At 68.6% G+C, this 19,631-nt stretch carries 18 protein-coding genes and 1 tRNA gene; 5 read left to right on the top strand and 14 right to left on the bottom strand.

The window, feature by feature from the left end; all coding sequences use genetic code 11:
• Positions 1 to 65: 65 nt before the first annotated feature.
• Positions 66 to 341, bottom strand: a complete 276-nt coding sequence (locus RY94_RS11645; protein WP_043445287.1) for a hypothetical protein — start codon at positions 339 to 341, stop codon at positions 66 to 68.
• 1,226 nt (positions 342 to 1,567) lie between these two features.
• Here RY94_RS11645 and RY94_RS11640 point away from each other — a divergent pair.
• Positions 1,568 to 2,623 carry a zinc-dependent alcohol dehydrogenase family protein gene (locus RY94_RS11640; RefSeq protein WP_043445285.1) on the top strand — a complete coding sequence of 352 codons (1,056 nt, stop codon included), beginning with the start codon at positions 1,568 to 1,570 and terminating at the stop codon, positions 2,621 to 2,623.
• A gap of 249 nt (positions 2,624 to 2,872) precedes the next feature.
• Positions 2,873 to 3,127 carry a hypothetical protein gene (locus RY94_RS11635; RefSeq protein ID WP_156135151.1) on the top strand — a complete coding sequence of 85 codons (255 nt, stop codon included), beginning with the start codon at positions 2,873 to 2,875 and terminating at the stop codon, positions 3,125 to 3,127.
• 410 nt (positions 3,128 to 3,537) lie between these two features.
• Here the strand turns inward: RY94_RS11635 and RY94_RS11630 are convergent, their stop codons facing one another.
• Both RY94_RS11630 and RY94_RS11625 read right to left on the bottom strand, forming a co-directional pair.
• A complete protein-coding gene (locus tag RY94_RS11630; RefSeq protein WP_082046301.1) occupies positions 3,538 to 4,035 on the bottom strand; it encodes a hotdog fold thioesterase in 498 nt (165 codons plus the stop codon).
• Positions 4,036 to 4,426: 391 nt separating this feature from the next.
• Positions 4,427 to 4,513, bottom strand: a tRNA-Leu gene (locus tag RY94_RS11625).
• A 260-nt stretch (positions 4,514 to 4,773) separates the two neighbouring features.
• Here RY94_RS11625 and RY94_RS11620 point away from each other — a divergent pair.
• Entirely contained in the window at positions 4,774 to 5,094 is a 321-nt protein-coding gene (locus tag RY94_RS11620; RefSeq protein ID WP_082046300.1) for a hypothetical protein, read from the top strand.
• A 2-nt stretch (positions 5,095 to 5,096) separates the two neighbouring features.
• Here RY94_RS11620 and RY94_RS11615 read toward each other — a convergent pair whose 3' ends face one another.
• The 6 genes from RY94_RS11615 to RY94_RS11590 all read right to left on the bottom strand — a co-directional run bounded on the left by RY94_RS11615 (position 5,097) and on the right by RY94_RS11590 (position 11,964).
• Positions 5,097 to 5,837 (bottom strand): M50 family metallopeptidase, encoded by a 741-nt coding sequence (locus RY94_RS11615; RefSeq protein WP_043445281.1) that lies wholly within the window; start codon positions 5,835 to 5,837, stop codon positions 5,097 to 5,099.
• Between the two features lie 10 nt (positions 5,838 to 5,847).
• Entirely contained in the window at positions 5,848 to 7,128 is a 1,281-nt protein-coding gene (locus tag RY94_RS11610) for a kynureninase (RefSeq protein WP_052274283.1), read from the bottom strand.
• 125 nt (positions 7,129 to 7,253) lie between these two features.
• Positions 7,254 to 8,213: a trypsin-like serine peptidase gene (locus RY94_RS11605; protein WP_231554510.1), complete on the bottom strand. Its 960-nt coding sequence runs from the start codon at positions 8,211 to 8,213 to the stop codon at positions 7,254 to 7,256.
• A 153-nt stretch (positions 8,214 to 8,366) separates the two neighbouring features.
• The gene (locus RY94_RS11600; RefSeq protein ID WP_043445279.1) at positions 8,367 to 9,275 is read right to left on the bottom strand and encodes a MaoC family dehydratase; all 909 of its coding nucleotides are present in this window, start codon (positions 9,273 to 9,275) and stop codon (positions 8,367 to 8,369) included.
• The gene (locus RY94_RS11595) at positions 9,272 to 10,648 is read right to left on the bottom strand and encodes a 3-oxoacyl-ACP reductase (RefSeq protein ID WP_043445274.1); all 1,377 of its coding nucleotides are present in this window, start codon (positions 10,646 to 10,648) and stop codon (positions 9,272 to 9,274) included. Before RY94_RS11595 ends, RY94_RS11600 begins: the two co-directional genes overlap by 4 nt.
• A gap of 2 nt (positions 10,649 to 10,650) precedes the next feature.
• Positions 10,651 to 11,964, bottom strand: a complete 1,314-nt coding sequence (locus RY94_RS11590) for an acetyl-CoA C-acetyltransferase (protein ID WP_043445262.1) — start codon at positions 11,962 to 11,964, stop codon at positions 10,651 to 10,653.
• A gap of 64 nt (positions 11,965 to 12,028) precedes the next feature.
• Between RY94_RS11590 and RY94_RS11585 the strand changes: the two genes are divergently transcribed.
• Positions 12,029 to 12,826: a TetR/AcrR family transcriptional regulator gene (locus tag RY94_RS11585; RefSeq protein ID WP_156135150.1), complete on the top strand. Its 798-nt coding sequence runs from the start codon at positions 12,029 to 12,031 to the stop codon at positions 12,824 to 12,826.
• On the top strand, positions 12,823 to 14,946 hold the full coding sequence (locus RY94_RS11580; RefSeq protein ID WP_043445260.1) for an acyl-CoA dehydrogenase family protein: 2,124 nt from the start codon (positions 12,823 to 12,825) through the stop codon (positions 14,944 to 14,946). The genes RY94_RS11585 and RY94_RS11580 overlap by 4 nt, the downstream gene beginning before the upstream one ends.
• A gap of 120 nt (positions 14,947 to 15,066) precedes the next feature.
• Here RY94_RS11580 and RY94_RS11575 read toward each other — a convergent pair whose 3' ends face one another.
• The 5 genes from RY94_RS11575 to RY94_RS11555 all read right to left on the bottom strand — a co-directional run bounded on the left by RY94_RS11575 (position 15,067) and on the right by RY94_RS11555 (position 19,621).
• Positions 15,067 to 15,531: a DUF2975 domain-containing protein gene (locus tag RY94_RS11575; protein ID WP_043445258.1), complete on the bottom strand. Its 465-nt coding sequence runs from the start codon at positions 15,529 to 15,531 to the stop codon at positions 15,067 to 15,069.
• A 36-nt stretch (positions 15,532 to 15,567) separates the two neighbouring features.
• Positions 15,568 to 15,834: a hypothetical protein gene (locus RY94_RS16915; protein WP_052274280.1), complete on the bottom strand. Its 267-nt coding sequence runs from the start codon at positions 15,832 to 15,834 to the stop codon at positions 15,568 to 15,570.
• Between the two features lie 267 nt (positions 15,835 to 16,101).
• Positions 16,102 to 17,322, bottom strand: coding sequence for an NADP-dependent isocitrate dehydrogenase (locus RY94_RS11565; protein WP_043445255.1), 1,221 nt, complete (start codon positions 17,320 to 17,322; stop codon positions 16,102 to 16,104).
• A 182-nt stretch (positions 17,323 to 17,504) separates the two neighbouring features.
• Positions 17,505 to 19,214 (bottom strand): SulP family inorganic anion transporter, encoded by a 1,710-nt coding sequence (locus RY94_RS11560; protein ID WP_082046298.1) that lies wholly within the window; start codon positions 19,212 to 19,214, stop codon positions 17,505 to 17,507.
• Positions 19,211 to 19,621 (bottom strand): ArsR/SmtB family transcription factor, encoded by a 411-nt coding sequence (locus RY94_RS11555; RefSeq protein ID WP_043445253.1) that lies wholly within the window; start codon positions 19,619 to 19,621, stop codon positions 19,211 to 19,213. The genes RY94_RS11560 and RY94_RS11555 overlap by 4 nt, the downstream gene beginning before the upstream one ends.
• Positions 19,622 to 19,631: the final 10 nt, after the last annotated feature.

Below are 19,631 nucleotides of genomic sequence, written 5' to 3'. Positions count from 1 at the left end.
GCACCTGCGGCCCGGCACCGCCGACACCACGGCGGGATAGGGCGTCCTCGAGTCCTGCTAAGCCGTCAGCGGCGGGTACGCGGCCGCGCGTAGCGGCGCATCAGATCCGTCACGGCCAGGGTTACGATGATGATCGACACGGCGACCGCGGCGAGGCCTACGTAGAGCCCCGCCAGCATCGCCATGGGCGAACTCGCGCCGGCCAGGTACCCGATGCCACCAATGGCGCCGACGAACCAGAACACGGCCACCGCGACCAGCGCCAGCAAGGACGGCAGAGCCGTCCGATTGTCCTTCAGCCACTGTGTCGGCCGTACCTTTTCGATTCCCATGAGCGCCATGCTCCAAGTCTCCGGTCCGGCGTGCGGAGTGCCCCATCCGACACGTATCGGTTGGGTCACGATACGACGTGAGGGACTGCGTGGCGCACTGCGATCACGGTTTGCACACAGCGCCTCCACGCTACGTCCGACAGGCCTATCCGGAGGTAGCGTCAGCCGGTGGGATGAAGCAGGGCAGGGTTCTTGCCCGGCGATTCCTCGCCTTCCATACCGCTTCGTTCTCAGGATCATCCTCGTGTCCAAGCTGCCGTCCCTCCTCGCCCTCGCCGCGATCACCGCCCTCCTCGCAGGCTGCGCCAGCGCCCCTGACGACGACCCCGCTGCGGCAACTGCGGCTGCTGCCGACGGCTTCGACATCTCCGAGCACCCCGAAGCCGTCAGCCACCCGGATAGCCACCGCGTCGAGCGACCCCACAGTGGAGCCCGTCGCGCCCGAGACGGCCGCGGAAGTGACCGTCCCTGCGACCATGCCTCCGGCCGCCCCGGCAGCATCTCCAGCAGTGGAACCGGCAATTCCCGAGGCGCCGGCGGCGGCCTCCACCATCGAGGCCGATCCGGAACCCGTGGTGCCCGCAGGCGTTGTCGTCACACCGCACCCCGAGTGGCGTGCGTCGACTGCAACCGTCACCCAGGGTCCTCTGTCGCGATCAACGGCAGCGGCCACGAGCCGGGACAGAAGGTCTTCATCGGCATGGGCGTCGCCCAGACCGACAGCTTCGTGATGGACGATCAGGTGGCGATCGCGGACGCGGCGGGGGCCTACAGCTTCACCATCGCGATCGAGGCAGATCTGCCTCCCAGAACCTACGCCCGTGCTGACGTACGTCGAAGATTACGGCAGGGTCGGTCCCGACTTCGAAGCGACCAAACGCTACTCGGTCATCGACGTCGTCGCACCGTAGCCGAAGGGGGGCGCCCGTCGTCGGCACATCGGCGCCCCGACCGCACACACCGTGCGTAAGAGCAGCCGTATCCCGGCTGCCAACGGACGGCAGCAGTCCCGGAACGTCCGTCCCGAAGCAGCACGCATGAGGGTTGTCAGATCGTGGGGAATGTTCCACGGCGTCGCGGCGCCGGGACTGCTGAGCTGCGGTTGTTGGGCGACCACCGCCCATCGGTGTGGCTCCGATTGCCGGGGTATACGCTTGGCCCAACTCCTGGAGACAGGGACGCCGCCGAACGCAGCTTTCACGCGAAAGCGACTCGGCCGGTCAAAGGAACCATCGATGAAAGCGCTTGTTTACCACGGTCCCGGGAAAAAGGCATGGGAAGACGTCCCGGACCCGACCATCCAGAAGCCCACCGACATCATCGTGAAAATCGAAACCACGACGATCTGTGGCACTGACCTGCACATCCTCAAAGGTGATGTCCCGGCTGTTGAAGAGGGTCGCATCCTCGGACACGAGGGTGTCGGCACGATCACCGAAATCGGATCCGCGGTGACCGGCCTCGCGGTCGGCGATCGCGTGATCATTTCGTGCATCTCCGCCTGCGGGCATTGTGACTACTGCAAACAGGGCGTTTTCTCCCACTGCCTGGGCGAGGAGGGTACCTCCGGCATCGGATGGATCCTTGGGCACCTCATCGATGGAACCCAGGCCGAGTTCGTCCGCGTCCCCTACGCGGAGACGTCCGTCTACAGGGTTCCGGACAGCGTCAGCGCCCAGGAGGGAACGCTGCTCTCCGACATCCTGCCGACCGGCCATGAGATCGGGGTGCAGTACGGGGCCGTCAAGCCAGGTGACGTCGTCGCAGTGATCGGCACCGGTCCCGTCGGGCTCGCCGCAATCACGACCGCACAACTTTACGGCCCGGCACGGATCATTGCGATCGACATCGACCGGAACCGGGTGGAGCAGGCCAAACTCTTCGGCGCCACGGACAGCATCGTGTCAACGGATGCCGATTGGAAGGATCAGGTCCTGGCACTCACCGACGGTCTCGGAGTCGACGTGGCCATCGAGGCAGTGGGGATCCCGGAGACGTTCGCCATGGTGCTGGATATCGTCAGGCCGGCCGGTCACGTCGCCAACGCAGGAGTCCACGGTAAAGGGGTCGACCTGCCACTGGATAAACTCTGGATCTCGAACATCACCATTACCACCGGCCTGGTGAACACCAACACCACCGGCACCCTCCTCAAACTCGTCGCGCAAAGGAAACTGCCCGTTGATCAGTTCGTGAGCCACTCCTTCGACCTCCACGACATCGAAAAGGCATACGACATGTTCTCGCGCGCAGCCGAAACAAAGGCGCTCAAGGTCATGATCAACGCCTGAACACCTTTCACGGACGGAATCAAACCTCCTGCCCCACGCTGCGCGGGGAATGACCCTGGAGACGCGCCGTGCTCGATCCCGTCGATGTCGGGCAGGTCCAGATCGAGCGTCACGACCTGTCGATCGGGCGGCCCCAGTGGCGCCAGGTGCCTGGGAGGTGGCCAGTCTTCAAGGTGTCGTCACAGACTCTTCATGGCGCATTCACCTCAGGTCGTCCGAACGTCAATGCCGCCTGTTTAGGTTGTGTCCATGAGTCTCACGTCCGATCTGCATCCCGTGCATGCCCTGTCCGTCCTCTCCGCCGACAGTCGGCTGCGTGAGCATCAGATCCTGATGGTGCAACAGGCTCTTCACAATGCTGGTGCGCTCACCGCCCACGAACGCCGCGATGTGCTGGAGGCCAGTACGGGTCGGCCCGTGGAGTCCCTGAAGGAGCTACGCCAGGGCGAACTGGGGACCGTCCTCAAATACACGCGGACACTGTCCCCACGCATCAGGCACTGAACCTCGTCCGCAACCCACCGGACGACATCACCCTCAGGGACTGCGGTCGGTTCGGCGTCCATCCAGCCTGTGAGGATTCTGTCCTCCTGGAAGGATGGCCATCGTGGCAAAGCCATATCCGGACGAGTTCCGTCGCACGGCCGACTTCTTATGCGAACTTCGACTGCGTCCTCGTGGACGGAGCCGACACCACCATCGGCGACAACGTATTGTTCGGCCCCAGGTGTCCAGGTAGAGGGCTCCGTCATCGGTTCCGGCAGCGCGTAATGCGTGACGTCCCCCCGAGCTACCTCGCCGTCGGCGTACCCCCCAAGGTTCTTCGTGGCGTCAGCCCTGCTGACCGCTCTGGCCACCTCGGTGCGTAAGCCCGGCAGTGGTCGCAGGAGCGCCGGGTGTCGGGACCGTCCCCGCTACTCGTTGCGGTGAGCGGGATCGGGAATGGTGCGGGAGCGGCCGCGCAGTTCAGCGAGGGTTTCCTCCCCGCCGTCGGCGGTTTCCTGCGTGACCCGAATATCGAAGAGTCCGCTCCTGCCGGTCTGGCTGACCACGGTGGCATGGGCGGTGAGGGTCCGTCCGACGAGTCCAGGCTTCAGGAAGTTGGCATCCAGGCCGGACGCCACCGTGACCGTTCTCCCGTCGCCGTTCGGATCGTTGCAGGCAAGGGCGAACGCCACATCGGCGAAGGCGATCACCATACCCCCCTGAGCCACGCCATAGCCGTTGAGCATCTCTTCGCGCAATTTCATGCGGATCAGCACATCGCCGAACTCGGCCCGCAGCACGTCCACACCCAGCCACTCGGCCGCCCGATCGTTCACGAATGCAGGGTGGACCGGGGCTGCCTGAGAGGCAGGCACGGTGCTGCCCTGTGCATGGGTGGCCGCCGAAACGCGCTCGATGTTCGTCATCGGGATCCTGTCGGTGATGATTGCTGGTTCTTCATCAGGTAATCCGAAGTGGTGACCGAGGTCAACGTCCGGCGAGCGGTCGCCTGAGCCGGCGGCCGGTCTGTCGGGCCGACACGGCGCGACGCACCGCTGGAGCGAGAAGAGGGTCGGTGATGCCCCGATGAAGGATGAACGAAGCCTTTGCCGTCCCCCGGGAACACAGTGATCTCCTCGAATTCGTCAACGAGGTCGGGGAGGAGTGAACCGGCCATCGACCGCATCCTGCTGGATCTCTTCCCGATGTTCGCCATGCGGGGCGTGGTCCCCCGACCGGCCGATGTCCGGTTCCCGCGCGGTCGGACCGTCCACGTGGTCGAGGGCACAAAAAAACCCCGGCGAACCGGGGTTTTCTTGGTGCGCGGAGGGGGACTTGAACCCCCACCCTCAATAAGAGGACTAGCACCTCAAGCTAGCGCGTCTGCCATTCCGCCACCCGCGCGGGTGGTTTTTCACCGTAGAAACCGGCGAAAGCAACGAGGAATACTCTAACACGGGTTGTGCCCGGATGTTGAATCGGCGGGCGCCCCGCGAGGGTGTGATGGTCTCCTCTGACGCCACCGGGAGTGTCGGCAGCCGCTATACCCGATCCGGGGCGATAGCAACCAGGGCCGGGTCCTCCCTCCCGACGCCTCCCTTGCCTATGCTGGAAGGATGACCTACCGGGACCTTCCGGTGCCTCGAGTGAAGGGAAGGAACCGCATGGACGACGACGACCACACCACTTCCGACCGGGAACACGACAAGACGCCGGACGAGAAGCGCGACAAGGAGCAGCACACCCTGACCGTCGACGCCATGGAACGTGCGAACATCTCCATCGGCGACCTCTGGGAGCACTACTTCAGCATGGGTGGAGGCGTGGACGAGTACGAGGTCACCGCGTACCTGCACGGCCTGATCGAACTCCCGGCACACGAACGGGACTGCATCTCTCAGGCCGTCAACGAACTCTATGACGACCTCTGCCGCCAGCAGGGAGCCCCCTACAGCTCAGGACACCTCCGGCGCGGCGACGCCTGAGGTCAGGAGGACGATCCTCCGGCCATCAGTGCGAGCGGCGTGAAAGACAACGCCACCGCTGCGCCGATGACCAGGGCGAACATGCCGAGCCACACCGGCGAGGGGATGCGGGTCGACAGGCGGAGCAGGTGGGCGTCGGAGGAGGCGAGCTCCCGCCGTCGACGGTGGACCCGAACCACCTTCACCCAGTCGCGGCAGGCACCGACCAGCAGCGCGATCCCGAGCACCAGGCAGGCGTAGCCGGCCGCCGCTCCCCCGAACCAGACGAGGCCGAGCGATGCGGCCGCGCTGCCCCCGAGGATGAGCACACCCTGACCGTTCCGGATCAGCACGAGCGCGGCCGCCAGGATCACCGCGCCGATGGACAGGGCAGCAGGCGCCCAGCCGTGCGCTGTGCTCCAGAGGAGCAGGGCACCGACGACGGCGGGTACCGGGTAGCCCCAGAAGGTCGTGAACGCCGCCCGCCAGCCTCGACGGCCGAGGCTCGTGGTGGTACCCGAGTGGTCGAGGCGGAGCGTGATCCCGGTGACGCGCTGCAGGGTCAGCAGTGCGGCGGCCGCATGGCCGAGTTCGTGGACCACCGTGACGAAGAGCCCGAAGATCCGCCATGAGCGCCGGGGCACCGTGAGGACCACGGCCACCAGCACGATCACGGCGAGTCCTGCGCTGCCGACCACGGGTGGGGCCGCCCTGAGGAAGCCGTCCGTGATCCGCTCCCAGAGCTGCCCGGGCAGGGTCTCCACCGCTGTCCTCCTACTCGGCCCCGCGCGCCGCCGGGTCCAGCTGCCCGGCGTCGGCCCCGCGCGCCGTCCGCTCCAGGCGGGCGGCGATGGCCCCGACGGCGACGGCGACCTCATGGAACGACGTCGACAGGGGCGAGAGGCCGAGCCGGATCCCGTTCGGATTGCGGTAGTCGGGGATGACGCCGTCCTGCCACAGTTCCGGGACCATCCCGGCGAAGTCCGGATGGTCGATGGTGATGTGGCCGCCACGGGACTGCGCGGCACGCGGGGACGCGAGGACCACGCCGTGCGGGGCCAGGACGGCGTCGACGGCGTCGATGGCGAAGGCGGTCAGTTCCTCCGACTTCGCCCGGACAGCCGGCATGCCGACGTCCTCGATGAGGGCCAGCATGTCGCGCATCGGAAGCATCCCGATGATCGGCGGCGTGCCGGAGACGAGCCGTCGGACGCCGTCGGCGGGCTGGTAGGCGGAACCCATGGCGAACGGGTCCGCGCTGCCCAGCCAGCCCAGGATCGGCTGGTCGAGTGTGGGCAGGTGCCGCGTCGCGACATATGCCCACGCCGGGGCGCCGGGTCCGCCGTTGAGATACTTGTAGCTGCAGCCGGCCGCGAAGTCGACGTCCCACGCATCGAGGTGCGCCGGGACGGAGCCGACCGAATGGCTCAGGTCCCAGAGGACGAGGGCGCCGGCGTCGTGGGCGATCCTCGTGATGGCGGGTACATCGGCGATGAACCCGGAGCGGTAGGCGACGTGGCTGAGCAGCACGAGGGCTGTCTCGGGGCCGACGGCGGCGGCGACATCCGCGGGCGTCGCGCCGCCGTCGTACGCGACGTCGATCCAGCGGAGGGTCAGCCCGCGCTCGCGGGCGATCCCCTCGACGATGAACCGGTCCGTCGGGAAGTTGTCGCGGTCGATGACGATCTCGGTCCGCCCGGGGCGCGCTGCCACCGCCGCGCGGGCGAGCTTGTAGAGGATCACGCTCGTCGAATCCGCCACGACGCACTGGCCCGCTGCCGCACCGAGTGCCACCCGACCCAGCTGGTCGCCGATCCGTTCCGCCAGCCCGAGCCACCCTTCGTCCCAGCCGCGGATCAGGCGCCCGCCCCACTGGTCCCGGACGAACGAGTCCAGGCTGTCCGCTGTCACGGCGAGCGGGCGGCCGAGGGAATTACCGTCGAGGTAGGACAGCACCGCGTCGTCGTCCGTGCCGAGGAACAGCGAGCGGTGCCGGCCGAGGGGATCTGCGGCGTCGAGCTCCGCCGCGCGGGTGAGGAGGTCGAAGCCGGTCATGCGCCTCAGTCTATGGGTGGCGGAGGCCGGGGGCGGCAGGCCGCGGCCCCGGACGGACGACGAACGGGTGGCCCCCCGCGAGGGGAACCACCCGTGCGCTCCTGCCGGCGTGACTGCCGGGGGGACTACTGGCCGGCCGCCGTGGCGTAGGCGGACTGGATGGAGCTGCCGAAGTACGGTCCGTACATCACGTTGCTCTGGGTGGTGTAGCCGAAACTGTTGACCGAGTTCTGCGTTCCGGTGGGGCCCGATCCGACGAACCACGGGCCGCCGGAGGAACCACCGGTCATGGTGCACGGGATGCCCTGCGACTGGGTACCGCCGATGCGGTCCACCGAGGCCTTCCCGTAGCAGCTGTAGAGTCGCTGGCCGGTGAACGGTGAGGCCTCAGGGTAGCCGTAGGCGCTGTAGGTGAGGCCGCGTGCCATGTTGAAGCCGATGCTCGACGCGCCGACGGTGGCGGCGAGCGTCCTGCCGTTGAGCGTGTTCATGACGGCGAAGGCGCCGTCGTAGCTGATGTCGTTGCGGGCCGCCCACTCGCTCGTCGGGTGCAGTGACCGCGCGGTGAACTTCCCGTACGGCGCCGCACCGTTGTTGTAGGCGGGGACGAAGACGAAGTTCGTCACCCAGCCGGTGTAGAGATCGTACGTGCAGTGCCCTGCGGTGGCGACGACGCTCTGGTTCCCGCTCTGGACCGAGTTGCCGGAGCAGACGTAGTTCTGTCCGCCCTGGGTGAAGAACACCTTCCCGATGCGCGGGACCGTGGACTGGGCGGTGGCGCGCGTCTCCGCGACAGGCGCCTTGGGAGCCTTCGCCACGGATTCCTGCCCTGCCTTCGGCATGACCGAGCGGCCCTCGGCGGCCCATCCGGAGTTGATCGTGTTGGCGGGCTTGGCGCTCTTCATCCTGTCCGCCGTCCAGTAGGCGTCGAGGGCCGCCTGGCCCTCGCTCTGCACATGGGACACGGTGGCGGCTTCGGTGGGGGGTGCCGTCGGTGCTGCGTGGACGGGGCCTGCCGCCATCAGCGTGGATGCCATCAGGGCCGAGGCTGCGATCAGCCCTGCTTTGAGACCTCGAGAATTCACGGAACTCCTCCTTCCATCCAGTGGGTCAGCCGTCGGGGCTGGTAGTCGGAGTCTGCCCCGCTGAGCGGGCACCTGCCCAGCCGCATGACCGATTTTCCAAGGATTGCCCTCGAAAATCACGGTGTGTCTGGACAGGGCCCGGCCGGCATGGAACTATTTCGCGCGCACCCACCCTGTGAAGTGGGGGCGTCGGCGCTTCGCGGACCACCCGACGACCTCCGTCCGGTGCCCGACGTCGTCGCCGAACCGGGTGAACGACGTCGTCACGCTCCCCGGCAGGAGCACGGGCGTGGCGAAGTCGATACGCCAGTGCAGGGCTCCGGACGGCGCGGGGACGGCCTGGTCCACCATGCGGGCGGCAAGGTACATTCCGTGCGCGATCGCCGTCTTCATCCCGAGGGCCCTCGCGCTCACCGCACTGAGGTGGATGGGGTTCCAGTCGCCCGAGACCGCGGCGTATCGTCGGCCGGCGTCCGCGCCGAGCCGCCAGACGCCCGTCGGGGTGGGGGCGCCGAAGGGCGGCCGCTCCTCGTCCCGGCGTCCGCCCGATCCGGCGCCGTCGAGCCGGACCCCGCGTGCCAGGTAGACGGACCGTCCTGTCCACACGAGTTCTGCTCCCACGCGCACCTCGAGGACGACGTCGACCTGCGTCCCGGCCGCATGCGGGCGCAGATGCTCCGCCCACGCCACGACGTCGAGCGCTTCGGACGCGTCGATCTGGCGCGCCTGGTGCACCTCGTTGCTGAGGTGCACCAGGCCGAGCAGAGGCAGCGGGAAGTCGGGCCGCACGAGGACGCTCATGGCCACCGGGAACGCGAGCGTATGGACGTAGGCGGAGGGCACCGTGTCCCGTGCTGCGGACCCGAGCACCTGCTGGAACCGGGTGAGTGCACCGAGGTCCACCCGGACGCCGTCGACGCGGTGCTGCACGGCGGGCACGTCGGCGGGGGCAGCAGCCCGGCGCATGCTCCGCCGTGCGGCCAGCGCGAGGGCCCGGCGGTACAGCCCGGGCAGGGCCGGCACGCCGGGCAGCGTCACCTCCCGGCGGGGTGTCCCGCTCATGCGCCCACCAGGTTCTGTCCGCACACCCGGAGGACCTGTCCGTTGATACCTGCCGCCGCGTCGGAGGCCAGGAACGCGATCGCCTCGCCCACGTCCACGGGCAGCCCGCCCTGCTGGAGGCTGCTCAACCGGCGGGCCACCTGGCGGGTGAGGGGCGGGATCTTCGCCGTCATGTCCGTCTCGATGAAGCCGGGAGCGACGGCGTTGATGGTCCGGCCGGCGCCGTCGAAGGAAGCGGCCTGCGCCCGGACCATACCGATGACACCTGCCTTCGACGCCGCGTAGTTGCTCTGTCCGCGGTTGCCGGCGATCCCGCTCGTCGAGGCGAGGCTGATGATCCGTCCCGTCGTGGAGAAGACCGGCGAGGCGAGGAACTGCTCGTTCATGCGCAGCTGGGAGGCGATGTTGACGGCGATGACCGAATCCCACCGGGAGGCGTCCATGTTGGCCAGCAGCTTGTCCCGCGTGATGCCGGCGTTGTGCACCACGATGTCGAGGGTACCGAAGCGCCCTCCGACATGCTCGACGATCCGGGTCGCCGCGTCGGGGGCGGTGATGTCGAGCTGCAGGGCTGTGCCGCCCACCCGGTTCGCGACCTGCGCGAGCTGCTCGCCCGCTGCAGGGACGTCGACCGCGACCACGCGGGCCCCGTCCCGTGCGAGGATCTCGGCGATCTTCGCGCCGATGCCACGGGCCGCCCCCGTGACGACCGCGGTCCTACCTGCCAGCGGCTGGTCGGGCACGCCCTCCCCCACCGCCGTCGTCGCCGCAGCGAGTCCGGCGACGCTCTCGGCCGGTGTCCCGGACACCTCGAGGAATTGACCGTCCACGTACGCGCTCCTGCCGGACAGGAAGAACCGGAGGGCGCCCAGCGTGGTGGCGTCCGTCGTCGTCGCACCTCTTCGCAGGATGATGCCGTTGGCCGTGGCTCCGCCGCGCAGTTCGTGGGCGACGGACCGGATGGCGCCGTCGATGCCCTGGCGTGCAGCTGCGACGGTGGGGTCCGTGGTGTCCGCGGAGGAGCGGAAGACCGCCACGACGCGGCCGCCCGGCACCAGCACCCTGGCCGCCTGGCCGAGCTCGAGCATGGGTGCGGCGAGGTCCGCGGGTGAGACCGCCCGGTCCAGCACGACGACGGCGGCGCTGAGCTTCTCGCCCGGGAGGACGTGGCGCCGCACCTCCACGTCCCAGCTCAGCAGGACGTCGGCGAGCGCCTCCGCCCCTGCCCCCGACCCGGCGACGAGCACCGGCTTCGACGCGATGGGCTCCCCCGGGGTGTAGCGGCGCAGGACCGAGGGGCGCGGCAGGCCGAGTGCCTTGGCGATCTTCCCCGGCAGGGGGGTGTTCACGAGGTCCAGGTAATTGTCGGCCATGCCTACTTCGCCTCCAGGATCGCGACGACGCCCTGGCCCCCGGCGGCGCACACGGAGATGAGGCCACGTCCGCCCCTCTCGGACAGGGTCTTGGCCAGTGAGGCGACGATGCGTCCGCCCGTGGCTGCGAACGGGTGGCCGGCAGCAAGCGAGGACCCGTTGACGTTGAGCTTCGCGCGGTCGATGCTGCCGAGGGCGCCGTCGAGCCCGAGGACGCGCTTGCAGTAGTCCGGGTCCTCCCACGCCGCGAGGGAGCTGAGGACCGTCCCGGCGAAGGCCTCGTGGATCTCGAAGAAGTCGAAGTCGTCGAAGGTGAGGCCGTTGCGCTGCAGCAGGCGGGGCATGGCGTGGACGGGGGCCATCAGCAGGCCCTCCTCACCGGTGACGAAGTCCACCGCCGCCGCTTCGGCGTCGACGATGGTCGCGAGCATCGGGAGGTTGTTGGCCCTCGCGTAGTCCTCGCTGCCGAGCAGGACGACGGCGGCACCGTCGGTGAGCGGGGTGGAGTTGCCGGCCGTCATGGTGGCGGGGGTGTCGAGGCCCTTGCCGAAGACGGGCTTCAGGGTCGCGAGCTTCTCCAGCGAGGTGTCCGCCCGGAGGTTGGCGTCCTTCGTCAGGCCCCGGTACGGCGTCATGAGGTCCGAGAAGAACCCTCGGTCGTAGGCGGCGGCGAGGTTGTGGTGGCTGCGGTAGGCGAGGTCGTCCTGCGCTTCGCGCGTGATCTCCCAGGCAGCGGTGGTGAGTGCCTGGTGCTCCCCCATGGACAGGCCCGTGCGGGGCTCGCCCGTGGTGGGTGCGTTGGGCGAGAGGTCCTTCGGGCGGAGCGTACCGAGTGCCTTGATCTTCTGCTGGGTCGTCTTGGCGCGTGAGAGGTCGAGCAGCACGCGGCGGAGACCCTCGCTGACGGCGATCGGTGCGTCGGAGGCGGAGTCGACGCCGCCGGCGATGCCGGAGTCGATCTGCCCGAGCTTGATCTTGTTCGAAAGGCCGACCACGGTCTCGAGGCCCGTGGCGCAGGCCTGCTGGAGGTCGTAGGCGGGGGTCTCCGGGGACAGCGCCGAGCCGAGCACGGCCTCCCGCGTGAGGTTGAAGTCCCGGGAGTGCTTGAGGACGGCACCGGCGGCGACCTCCCCGATGCGCTCACCCTGCAGGCCGAAGCGTGCCACGAGGCCGTCCAGCGCGGCGATGAGCATGTCCTTGTTGGACGAATAGGCGTAGGCGCCGCCGGAGCGGGCGAAGGGGATGCGGTTGCCGCCGATGACGACTGCCGTGCGCGGTGGGTGGGCGGCGTTGCGCGCCCCGGCCTGATCTGCCATGGAAGTACTCCTGGTACGAGGGGGTGGATTACCGATACCTAGCGTACCTGATACGCTGGGTATCATGAAGCTTGCCCATGCCCTGAAGGGCGCCTCCGCGAAGACCCCCGGCGGCGTGGCTCCCGTGCAGGACGGCCGGTCGAGCCGATGGGAAGGACACCGGGCCGAGCGGCGACGCCAGCTGATCAAGACCGCGAGGCGCGCCGTCGACGCCCTCGGCCCCGGGGCCTCCATGGAGGACATCGCCGCAGCCGGCGAGACCTCGAAGTCCGTGTACTACCGCTACTTCGGGGACAAGACCGGACTCCAGCGGGCCATGGCGGAAGTGGTCATCGGCCAGATGCAGCAGAAGGTGCTCGACGCCGCGAAGGCCGCATCCACTCCTCGGGAGGGCCTCTACGCGATGGTGCTCGCCTACCTGCAGATGGCCCGGACCTCGCCCAACGTCTACGCGTTCGTCACGCGCGTCGGTATCGCCGAGTCCTCGACGTCCACTGCTTCCTCCCCCGGCTCCCCGGTGTCCTCAGCGGCCGACGGCGGCCAGGACACCCTGGCGCACTTCCTTGCCGCGGTCACCGACATGATCGCGCGTCCCATGCGCGCCTACCTGCTCTCCCCCGACCGGCCGTCGGGCCCGGACGACGCCGCCCCCGAGTATTGGCCCGCCGCTGCGATCGGCATGGTCCGGGCCGCCGGCGAACACTGGCTCTCATCCCCCGACACCCCCGACAAACCGACCGAGGAGCAGATGGCCCGGCACATCACCGGCTGGCTCTTCGACGGCATCAGCCGGTACGAGGCACTCTCGCCGCCGGCAGCCCCCCATTCCCCAACCCGCCAACGCGCGAAGGACACGCCATGACCCAGACCATCACCCGGCCGCAGCAGATCCCCGCCACGGCCGACATCACCGACGACGAGCAGGCCACCGTGGACACCGCCGAGCTCGGGGAGCTGCTCCTCGGCCGGTGGGCGCACATCCGCCGCACCGCGCGTGCGCTCGCGGGCCGCCCCGAGGTGCAGAAGATCGAGGGACTCACCCACACCGATCACCGGCTGCGCTGCTTCGACCAGCTCCACTACCTCGTGGAGCAGCAGGCCGTCCACCGTGCGTTCCCCACGGCCCTCGGCGGCAACGACGACCACGGTGGGAATATCGCGGGCTTCGAGGAGCTCGTCGTCGCGGATCCGTCGCTGCAGATCAAGGCCGGCGTGCAGTGGGGTCTCTTCGGTTCGGCGGTCATGCACCTCGGTACCGAGAAGCACCACGAAGCGTGGCTCCCGGGCATCATGGACATGCGGATCCCCGGCTGCTTCGCCATGACCGAGACGGGCCACGGCAGCGACGTCGCGAGCATCGCCACCACCGCCACGTTCGACCCCGCGACCGACGAGTTCGTGATCGACACGCCCTTCCGCGCCGCCTGGAAGGACTACATCGGCAACGGCGCCATCGATGGCCGGGCCGCCGTCGTGTTCGCCCAGCTCGTCACCAACGGCGTCAGCCACGGCGTGCACGGCTTCTACGTGGACCTGCGCAACGAGGACGGCTCCTTCAAGCCGGGCGTCGGCGGCGAGGACGACGGCATCAAGGGCGGCCTCAACGGCATCGACAACGGCCGCCTGCACTTCACCGGCGTCCGGATCCCCCGCACCAACCTGCTGAACCGGTACGGCGACGTCGCCGAGGACGGCACGTACACCTCTCCCATCGCGTCCCCGGGACGCCGCTTCTTCACCATGCTGGGAACCCTGGTGCAGGGCCGCGTCTCGCTCGACGGCGCGGCGGTCGCCGCCAGCAAGCTCGCCCTCACGGCCGCCATCACCTACTCGACGCAGCGCCGCCAGTTCAACGCGTCCTCGAACCTCAAGGAAGAGGTGCTGATGGATTACCAGCGGCACCAGCGCAGGCTCCTGCCGCGCCTCGCCGCGACCTACGCCGCGTCCTTCGCACACGAGGAGCTCCTCGAGAAGTTCGACGGCGTCTTCTCCGGCGAGCACGACACCGACGAGGACCGCCAGGACCTCGAGACGCTCGCCGCCGCGTTCAAACCCCTGAGCACCTGGCTGGCACTGGACACCCTGCAGGAATGCCGCGAGGCGACCGGCGGCCAGGGCTTCCTGGTGGAGAACCGCTTCACCTCCCTGCGTGCGGACCTCGATGTGTACGTGACCTTCGAAGGTGACAACAACGTCCTGCTGCAGCTCGTCGCGAAGCGGCTGCTGACCGACTACGCCAAGGAGTTCCAGGGCGTCGACTTCGGCGTCCTGGCCCGCTACGCGGTGTCGCAGGCCGCCGGCAGGACGCTGCACCGTTCGGGCCTGCGTCGTGTCGCCCAGACCCTCGCGGACACGGGCTCGGGCAAGAAGTCGGCCATCGCCCTGCGCGACGAGGAGACCCAGCACGACCTGCTCACCGACCGCGTGCAGTCCCGCGTCGTCGATCTCGCCGCCGTGCTGCGGGGGACGAAGGGGATGTCGCAGGAGAAGACCGCCGCGCTCTTCAACGAGCACCAGAACGAGCTCATCGAGGTGGCTCATGCCCACGCGGAGCTGCTGCAGTGGGAGGCGTTCACGCGCGGCCTCCACAGGGTCGCCGATCCCGGTACCCGCCAGGTCCTCACGCGCCTGCGCGATCTGTTCGGCCTCTGCCTCATCGAGAAGGACCTGGCGTGGTTCCTCATGAACGGCCGCCTCTCCGCGCAGCGTGCCCGTACCCTCGACGGCTACATCAACCGCCTGCTGGTGAAGATCCGCCCGCACGCCCTCGACCTCGTGCAGGCGTTCGGCTATGGCCAGGAGCACCTGCGCTCGGCGATTGCCACCGGTGCGGAGCAGGAGCGCCAGGACGAGGCCGCCGAGTACATGCGGCGGCGCCGGGCCAATGGGGATGCGCCGATCGACGAGAAGACGCTGCTGGCCCGCGAGACCGCGGAGAAGAAGGCCAAGAAGGCGAGGAAGGCAGCGTCTACCGCGGGCTAGGGGTACGGCTCGCTGACGGCATCGGCGAACGGGCCGGATGGACCACGAGGACCTCCGGGCGAGGTGAGGCTCACGAGCCACGCCTCCCCCGGAGGTCCTCATCGTCCACACCGGCAGGACCTAGCGCGGGAGTGGGCCGCCGTACCTTTCCTGCACAGAGGCGAGCGCCCTGCTCCTCGCAGCACCCACGACGGCGATGAGAGCAACGGAACCGAGTACTCCGAACAGCATCGCGGGCCCCCCGACCTCGGCGACGGATCCGGCGTGGACGCAGATCCCGGCGATCAGCAGTGCCATGAGGCAGAGGGACACTGCCATCCCGTCGATCCAACGCTTCGAGCGCCCCGACGGGCTCCCCTCCTCGTAGGCCGCGAGTAATTGCCACGCCGCCAGCAGGGCGACCTCGAAGCCGCCGATTGCCGCGGCGACCACGATCACATACGGCGACGCCAGATCGGCGACCTCGGGATAGGTGTTCGCGTATCCCTTCGCGATACGCGGGATCATCACGAACTGGGCCAGGAGGGCCCCGAGGGCGAGAATTCCGAGCACGATGCGGCTCAGTGAAACCTGCTGACTGGTCATCGCGCAATCATCGCCCGTCCCGGACGCAGAATCCTGTCACCGGAGCGCCGAGACCGCAGCGGAGGGGATGAACCGCGGTGCGGTGAAGTCCCGGTTGTCCACGACGACAGTGGCACGCTCCCAGGGGCGTACGGCCTCGAAATCGCGGCGCTGACCCCCGACGTAGCGGCGCATCGAAGGATGCCCGGGATCAGGCTGGCTCCCATTCGGGGTGGCCATGCGCGCCGCGGACTCCGTGAACGGGACGTCGGGGAAGACCGAGGCATCCCGGTGGGTGATCAATTCGTCGCGGTGCAGGAACATGCCTTCCACCAGGACCAGCGCGTCTGCCGGAGCATGGAGGAATCCCGCCGGCGCTGCCCGGTCGGTCGGTCGTAGGACGCAGGCGAGTACCAGCCGTTCCCGCCCCGGCCGAGCGGTCCGAGCACCTTCTCGCACAGAGCCGCGTCGTCATAGGTGTCCGCCCAGAAGCCTCCCGGCGAATGGCGTCCTTCCGATCCGTCCGCTCTGCGCCGAACCGGGCTGCGTGAGCGGCACCCGACCGACGTTCTTCCTCGACCCTGACCCTGCTCATCCCAGGCGCTCGGCGAGGTTGTCCGCCACCACGCTCAGGAACTGCTCCGTGGTGAGCCATTCCTGCTCGGGCCCCACCAGCAGGGCCAGGTCCTTGGTCATGTGTCCTGCCTCGACCGTCCTGATGACGACCTCCTCGACGGTGGCGGCGAAGCCCGTGACGGCGGGGCTGTCGTCCAGGGTGCCGCGATGCATGATGCCCCGGGTCCAGGCGAAGATCGACGCGATGGGGTTGGTGGAGGTCGGTTCGCCCTGCTGGTGCCGGCGGTAGTGGCGGGTGACGGTGCCGTGCGCTGCTTCTGCTTCCACGGTGGTGCCGTCGGGGGTCATCAGGACGGAGGTCATGAGACCCAGAGAGCCGAAGCCCTGGGCGACGGTGTCCGATTGGACGTCGCCGTCGTAGTTCTTGCAGGCCCAGACATAGCCGCCCTCCCACTTCATCACCGAAGCGACCATGTCGTCGATCAGACGGTGTTCGTACGTGAGATCGGCGGCCTGGAAAAGGTCCTTGAACTCGGTGTCGAACACTTCCTGGAACAGGTCCTTGAACTGGCCGTCATAGGCCTTCAGGATGGTGTTCTTGGTCGAGAGGTACACCGGGTAGTCGCGTCGCAGCCCGTAGGCGAAGGAGGCGCGGGCGAAATCGCGGATCGAGTCGTTGAAGTTGTACATGCCCATGGCCACCCCTCCTCCGTCGGGGTAGGTGACGACCGTCTGCCGGATCTCCTCGCCGCCGTCGGACGGGACGAAGGTCATCGTCAGGGTGCCGGGGCCCGGGACCTTGAAGTTGGTGGCGCGGTACTGATCGCCGAACGCATGGCGGCCGATGATGATCGGCTTGTTCCACCCGGGGACGAGCCGGGGGATGGTGGAGATGATGATCGGCTCGCGGAAGACGACTCCGCCCAGGATGTTGCGGATGGTCCCGTTCGGGGAGGCCCACATGTTCTTCAGGCCGAATTCCTCGACCCGGGCCTCGTCCGGGGTGATGGTGGCACACTTGACGCCCACGTTGTGCTCTTTGATGGCGTTGGCCGCGTCGATGGTGACCTGGTCCTCGGTCGCGTCGCGGTTCTGGATCGACAGGTCGAAGTACAGCAGGTCGACCTCGAGATAGGGGACGATCAGGCGTTCCTTGATGAACTGCCAGATGATGCGGGTCATCTCGTCGCCGTCGAGCTCCACGATGGGACCGGCGACCTTGATCTTCTCACTCATGCTGTGTCCTCTGCTGTTGATGTGATGACGGACCACCGGTCGTCGAGGCCGTGCGCCGCCGTCGTGGAAAGCTGGAAGGGCTCGTCCTGCATCCACACCGGAACGATGTGATCGATCGCCGGGCGGTACTCCCCCGGGATGGGTCCCGACGGACTACGCGGGCTGCCTGTTCGCGGCGGCGGTCATGACGGCGATCCCGGATGGGGTCCCGAGCCGGTGAACGCTGAAGGGTCCTGGCCGGGGAGGGCCGTGGTCCGCGCAGCCCGGTTGCGGGCGACATGGCTGCGGGCGTGCTCCACCGCCGGGTCCAGCTCGGCGAACAGATGCTTGGAATGTCGCAGGGATTCGAGCACCCCGACCTTGGTGATGAGATGAAGGTGGCGGTCCTGGATGCCCTTGATCAGCACGGTGATGCCGCGGCGCTCGAGGGCGGTCACCATGTCCGTGATGACCCGCGCCCCGGTCGCATCCAGTGCCTGCAGCTGGGACATGCGGATGATCACGACGTCCACGTTGCGGATCTCGTTCACCCGCTCCAGCACCCGTTCGGCGGCAGCGAAGAACAATGCCCCGTCGAGACGGAAGACGGCGATGTGGGCGTCTCCGTCCTGGGCCGGCCCGGGGATCTCCTCCCGGTGGACTCCACTGGATGTGACGAGGGTACGGAGAGCGAAGAAGCCGGCCATCAGGATGCCGATCTCCACCGCCTGGATCAGGTCCAGGGACACGGTGATCACCGCTGTCACGATGAACACCACGGTGTCGGCGCGGGTCGAGCCGACCACGCTGCGCAGGGTCCCGACGGACACCATGCGTGCCGCGGTGACCATCAGCACGCCCGCCAGTGCTGCCAGCGGAATGCGGGAGACCGGGCCGGTGGCGAGGTAGACGACCGCGAGGAGGACCAGGGCGTGCGTGATCGCCGCGAGTCTGGTCCGGCCTCCCGACCGGACGTTCACCGCGGTGCGTGCGATCGCACCGGTGGCGGGCATCCCACCGAAGAAACCGGAGGCCACGGACGCCAGGCCCTGCCCGAACAGTTCGCGGTCGGGGTCGTAGGGGCCCGTGTCCGAGATGGACGCGGCGACCCGGGCCGAGAGGAGCGATTCGATGGCAGCCAGGGCGGCGATCGTCGCCGCCGGTCCCGCAAGGGTGAGGATGAGATCCCAGTCCAGGCCGGGGACGGTCGGGGCCGGCAGGGAATCGGGCAGCGCCCCGATCCTGGCCACAGGCAGGTCGGCGACCTCGGCCACGACGCTCGCCACGACGATGGCGATGATCGATCCGGGGATCTGGCGATGGATCCTCGGGGCAGCGAGCATGATCAGCGCGACGACGACGACAAGGGCCACCGGCGCGAGAAGTGCGGCGAACGACGTCGTAGCGAGGGACTGGGCCGCGGATACCGCGGCATTGCTGCTGGGCCCGGGATCCGCGCCGAACGCGGAGGGCACCTGCTGCAGGAAGATGATGACGGCGATACCGAGGGTGAATCCCTCGATCACCGGCCACGGCAGGAAGGCGACGACCCGGCCCAGCTTCAGGATGCCGGCGACCACGACCATGAGCCCGGCCAGGACGCTCACCAGAGCGAGTGCGCCGGGGCCGTGAACGGCGATCACCGGACCCAGGACGACGACCATGGCGCCTGTGGGCCCTGACACCTGGACGTTCGAGCCGCCGAACACCGCCGCGACCAGGCCGGCGACCACGGCGGTGATCAGCCCGCTGGCAGCTCCTGCCCCGGAGCTGACCCCGAATGCCAGCGCGAGCGGCAGGGCGACGATGCCCACCGTGAGACCCGCGATCAGGTCTCCCTTCCAGGTGCGCGGGGCCTGCGCGTAGTCGCGCATCCCGGGCAGCAGGGGTCGGATCTTCGAGAGCACCCTCATGGGGTGCGGTCATCGCCCGTCGACGTCATGATCGAAGCCCTGGTCAGGGCCGAGTACTCGAGGTTCTCCCTCGTGGCATGCAGGACCTCTTCGAGAAGTCCACGCGCGACGGCCAGCAGCTCCGCCACCCGCGGGGTGGCCAGGGCGTAGAACTGCTGGAGTCCGCGGCGCTCCGACGTCACCAGGTGATACCGGCGCAGCACCGACAGGTGCTGGGACAGGTGGGACGCTTCCAGGCCCGTCGCCAGCAGCATGTCCGATACCGAGACCTCCGGTGCCGCCGACAGCAACTCCAGCACGCGGATCCGAACGGGGTGTGCCAGCCCCTTGAAGAGGTTCGCCTTCACTTCGTACAGGGGCGCACGGAAATCGGTGAAATCCTGTGCCCCCGGCTCGACATCCGACATCTGCGACCCG

The sequence above is a fragment of the Arthrobacter sp. L77 genome, assembly GCF_000816565.1.
Lineage (GTDB): Bacteria > Actinomycetota > Actinomycetes > Actinomycetales > Micrococcaceae > Arthrobacter_D > Arthrobacter_D antioxidans.
The sequence above is the reverse complement of the archived record's forward strand: the minus strand, read 5'-3'. Positions and strand labels throughout refer to the sequence as shown.

Coding starts and splice junctions, on each gene's coding strand:
- RY94_RS11575 (WP_043445258.1), bottom strand. CDS start 15,531: ATGACCAGTCAGCAGGTTTCACTGAGCCGCATCGTGCTCGGAATTCTC.
- RY94_RS11585 (WP_156135150.1), top strand. CDS start 12,029: ATGAAGCTTGCCCATGCCCTGAAGGGCGCCTCCGCGAAGACCCCCGGC.
- RY94_RS11590 (WP_043445262.1), bottom strand. CDS start 11,964: ATGGCAGATCAGGCCGGGGCGCGCAACGCCGCCCACCCACCGCGCACG.
- RY94_RS11630 (WP_082046301.1), bottom strand. CDS start 4,035: ATGACGAACATCGAGCGCGTTTCGGCGGCCACCCATGCACAGGGCAGC.
- RY94_RS11580 (WP_043445260.1), top strand. CDS start 12,823: ATGACCCAGACCATCACCCGGCCGCAGCAGATCCCCGCCACGGCCGAC.
- RY94_RS11600 (WP_043445279.1), bottom strand. CDS start 9,275: ATGAGCGGGACACCCCGCCGGGAGGTGACGCTGCCCGGCGTGCCGGCC.
- RY94_RS11640 (WP_043445285.1), top strand. CDS start 1,568: ATGAAAGCGCTTGTTTACCACGGTCCCGGGAAAAAGGCATGGGAAGAC.
- RY94_RS11565 (WP_043445255.1), bottom strand. CDS start 17,322: ATGAGTGAGAAGATCAAGGTCGCCGGTCCCATCGTGGAGCTCGACGGC.
- RY94_RS11620 (WP_082046300.1), top strand. CDS start 4,774: ATGGACGACGACGACCACACCACTTCCGACCGGGAACACGACAAGACG.
- RY94_RS11555 (WP_043445253.1), bottom strand. CDS start 19,621: ATGTCGGATGTCGAGCCGGGGGCACAGGATTTCACCGATTTCCGTGCG.
- RY94_RS11610 (WP_052274283.1), bottom strand. CDS start 7,128: ATGACCGGCTTCGACCTCCTCACCCGCGCGGCGGAGCTCGACGCCGCA.
- RY94_RS11560 (WP_082046298.1), bottom strand. CDS start 19,214: ATGAGGGTGCTCTCGAAGATCCGACCCCTGCTGCCCGGGATGCGCGAC.
- RY94_RS16915 (WP_052274280.1), bottom strand. CDS start 15,834: ATGTTCCTGCACCGCGACGAATTGATCACCCACCGGGATGCCTCGGTC.
- RY94_RS11595 (WP_043445274.1), bottom strand. CDS start 10,648: ATGGCCGACAATTACCTGGACCTCGTGAACACCCCCCTGCCGGGGAAG.
- RY94_RS11635 (WP_156135151.1), top strand. CDS start 2,873: ATGAGTCTCACGTCCGATCTGCATCCCGTGCATGCCCTGTCCGTCCTC.
- RY94_RS11645 (WP_043445287.1), bottom strand. CDS start 341: ATGGCGCTCATGGGAATCGAAAAGGTACGGCCGACACAGTGGCTGAAG.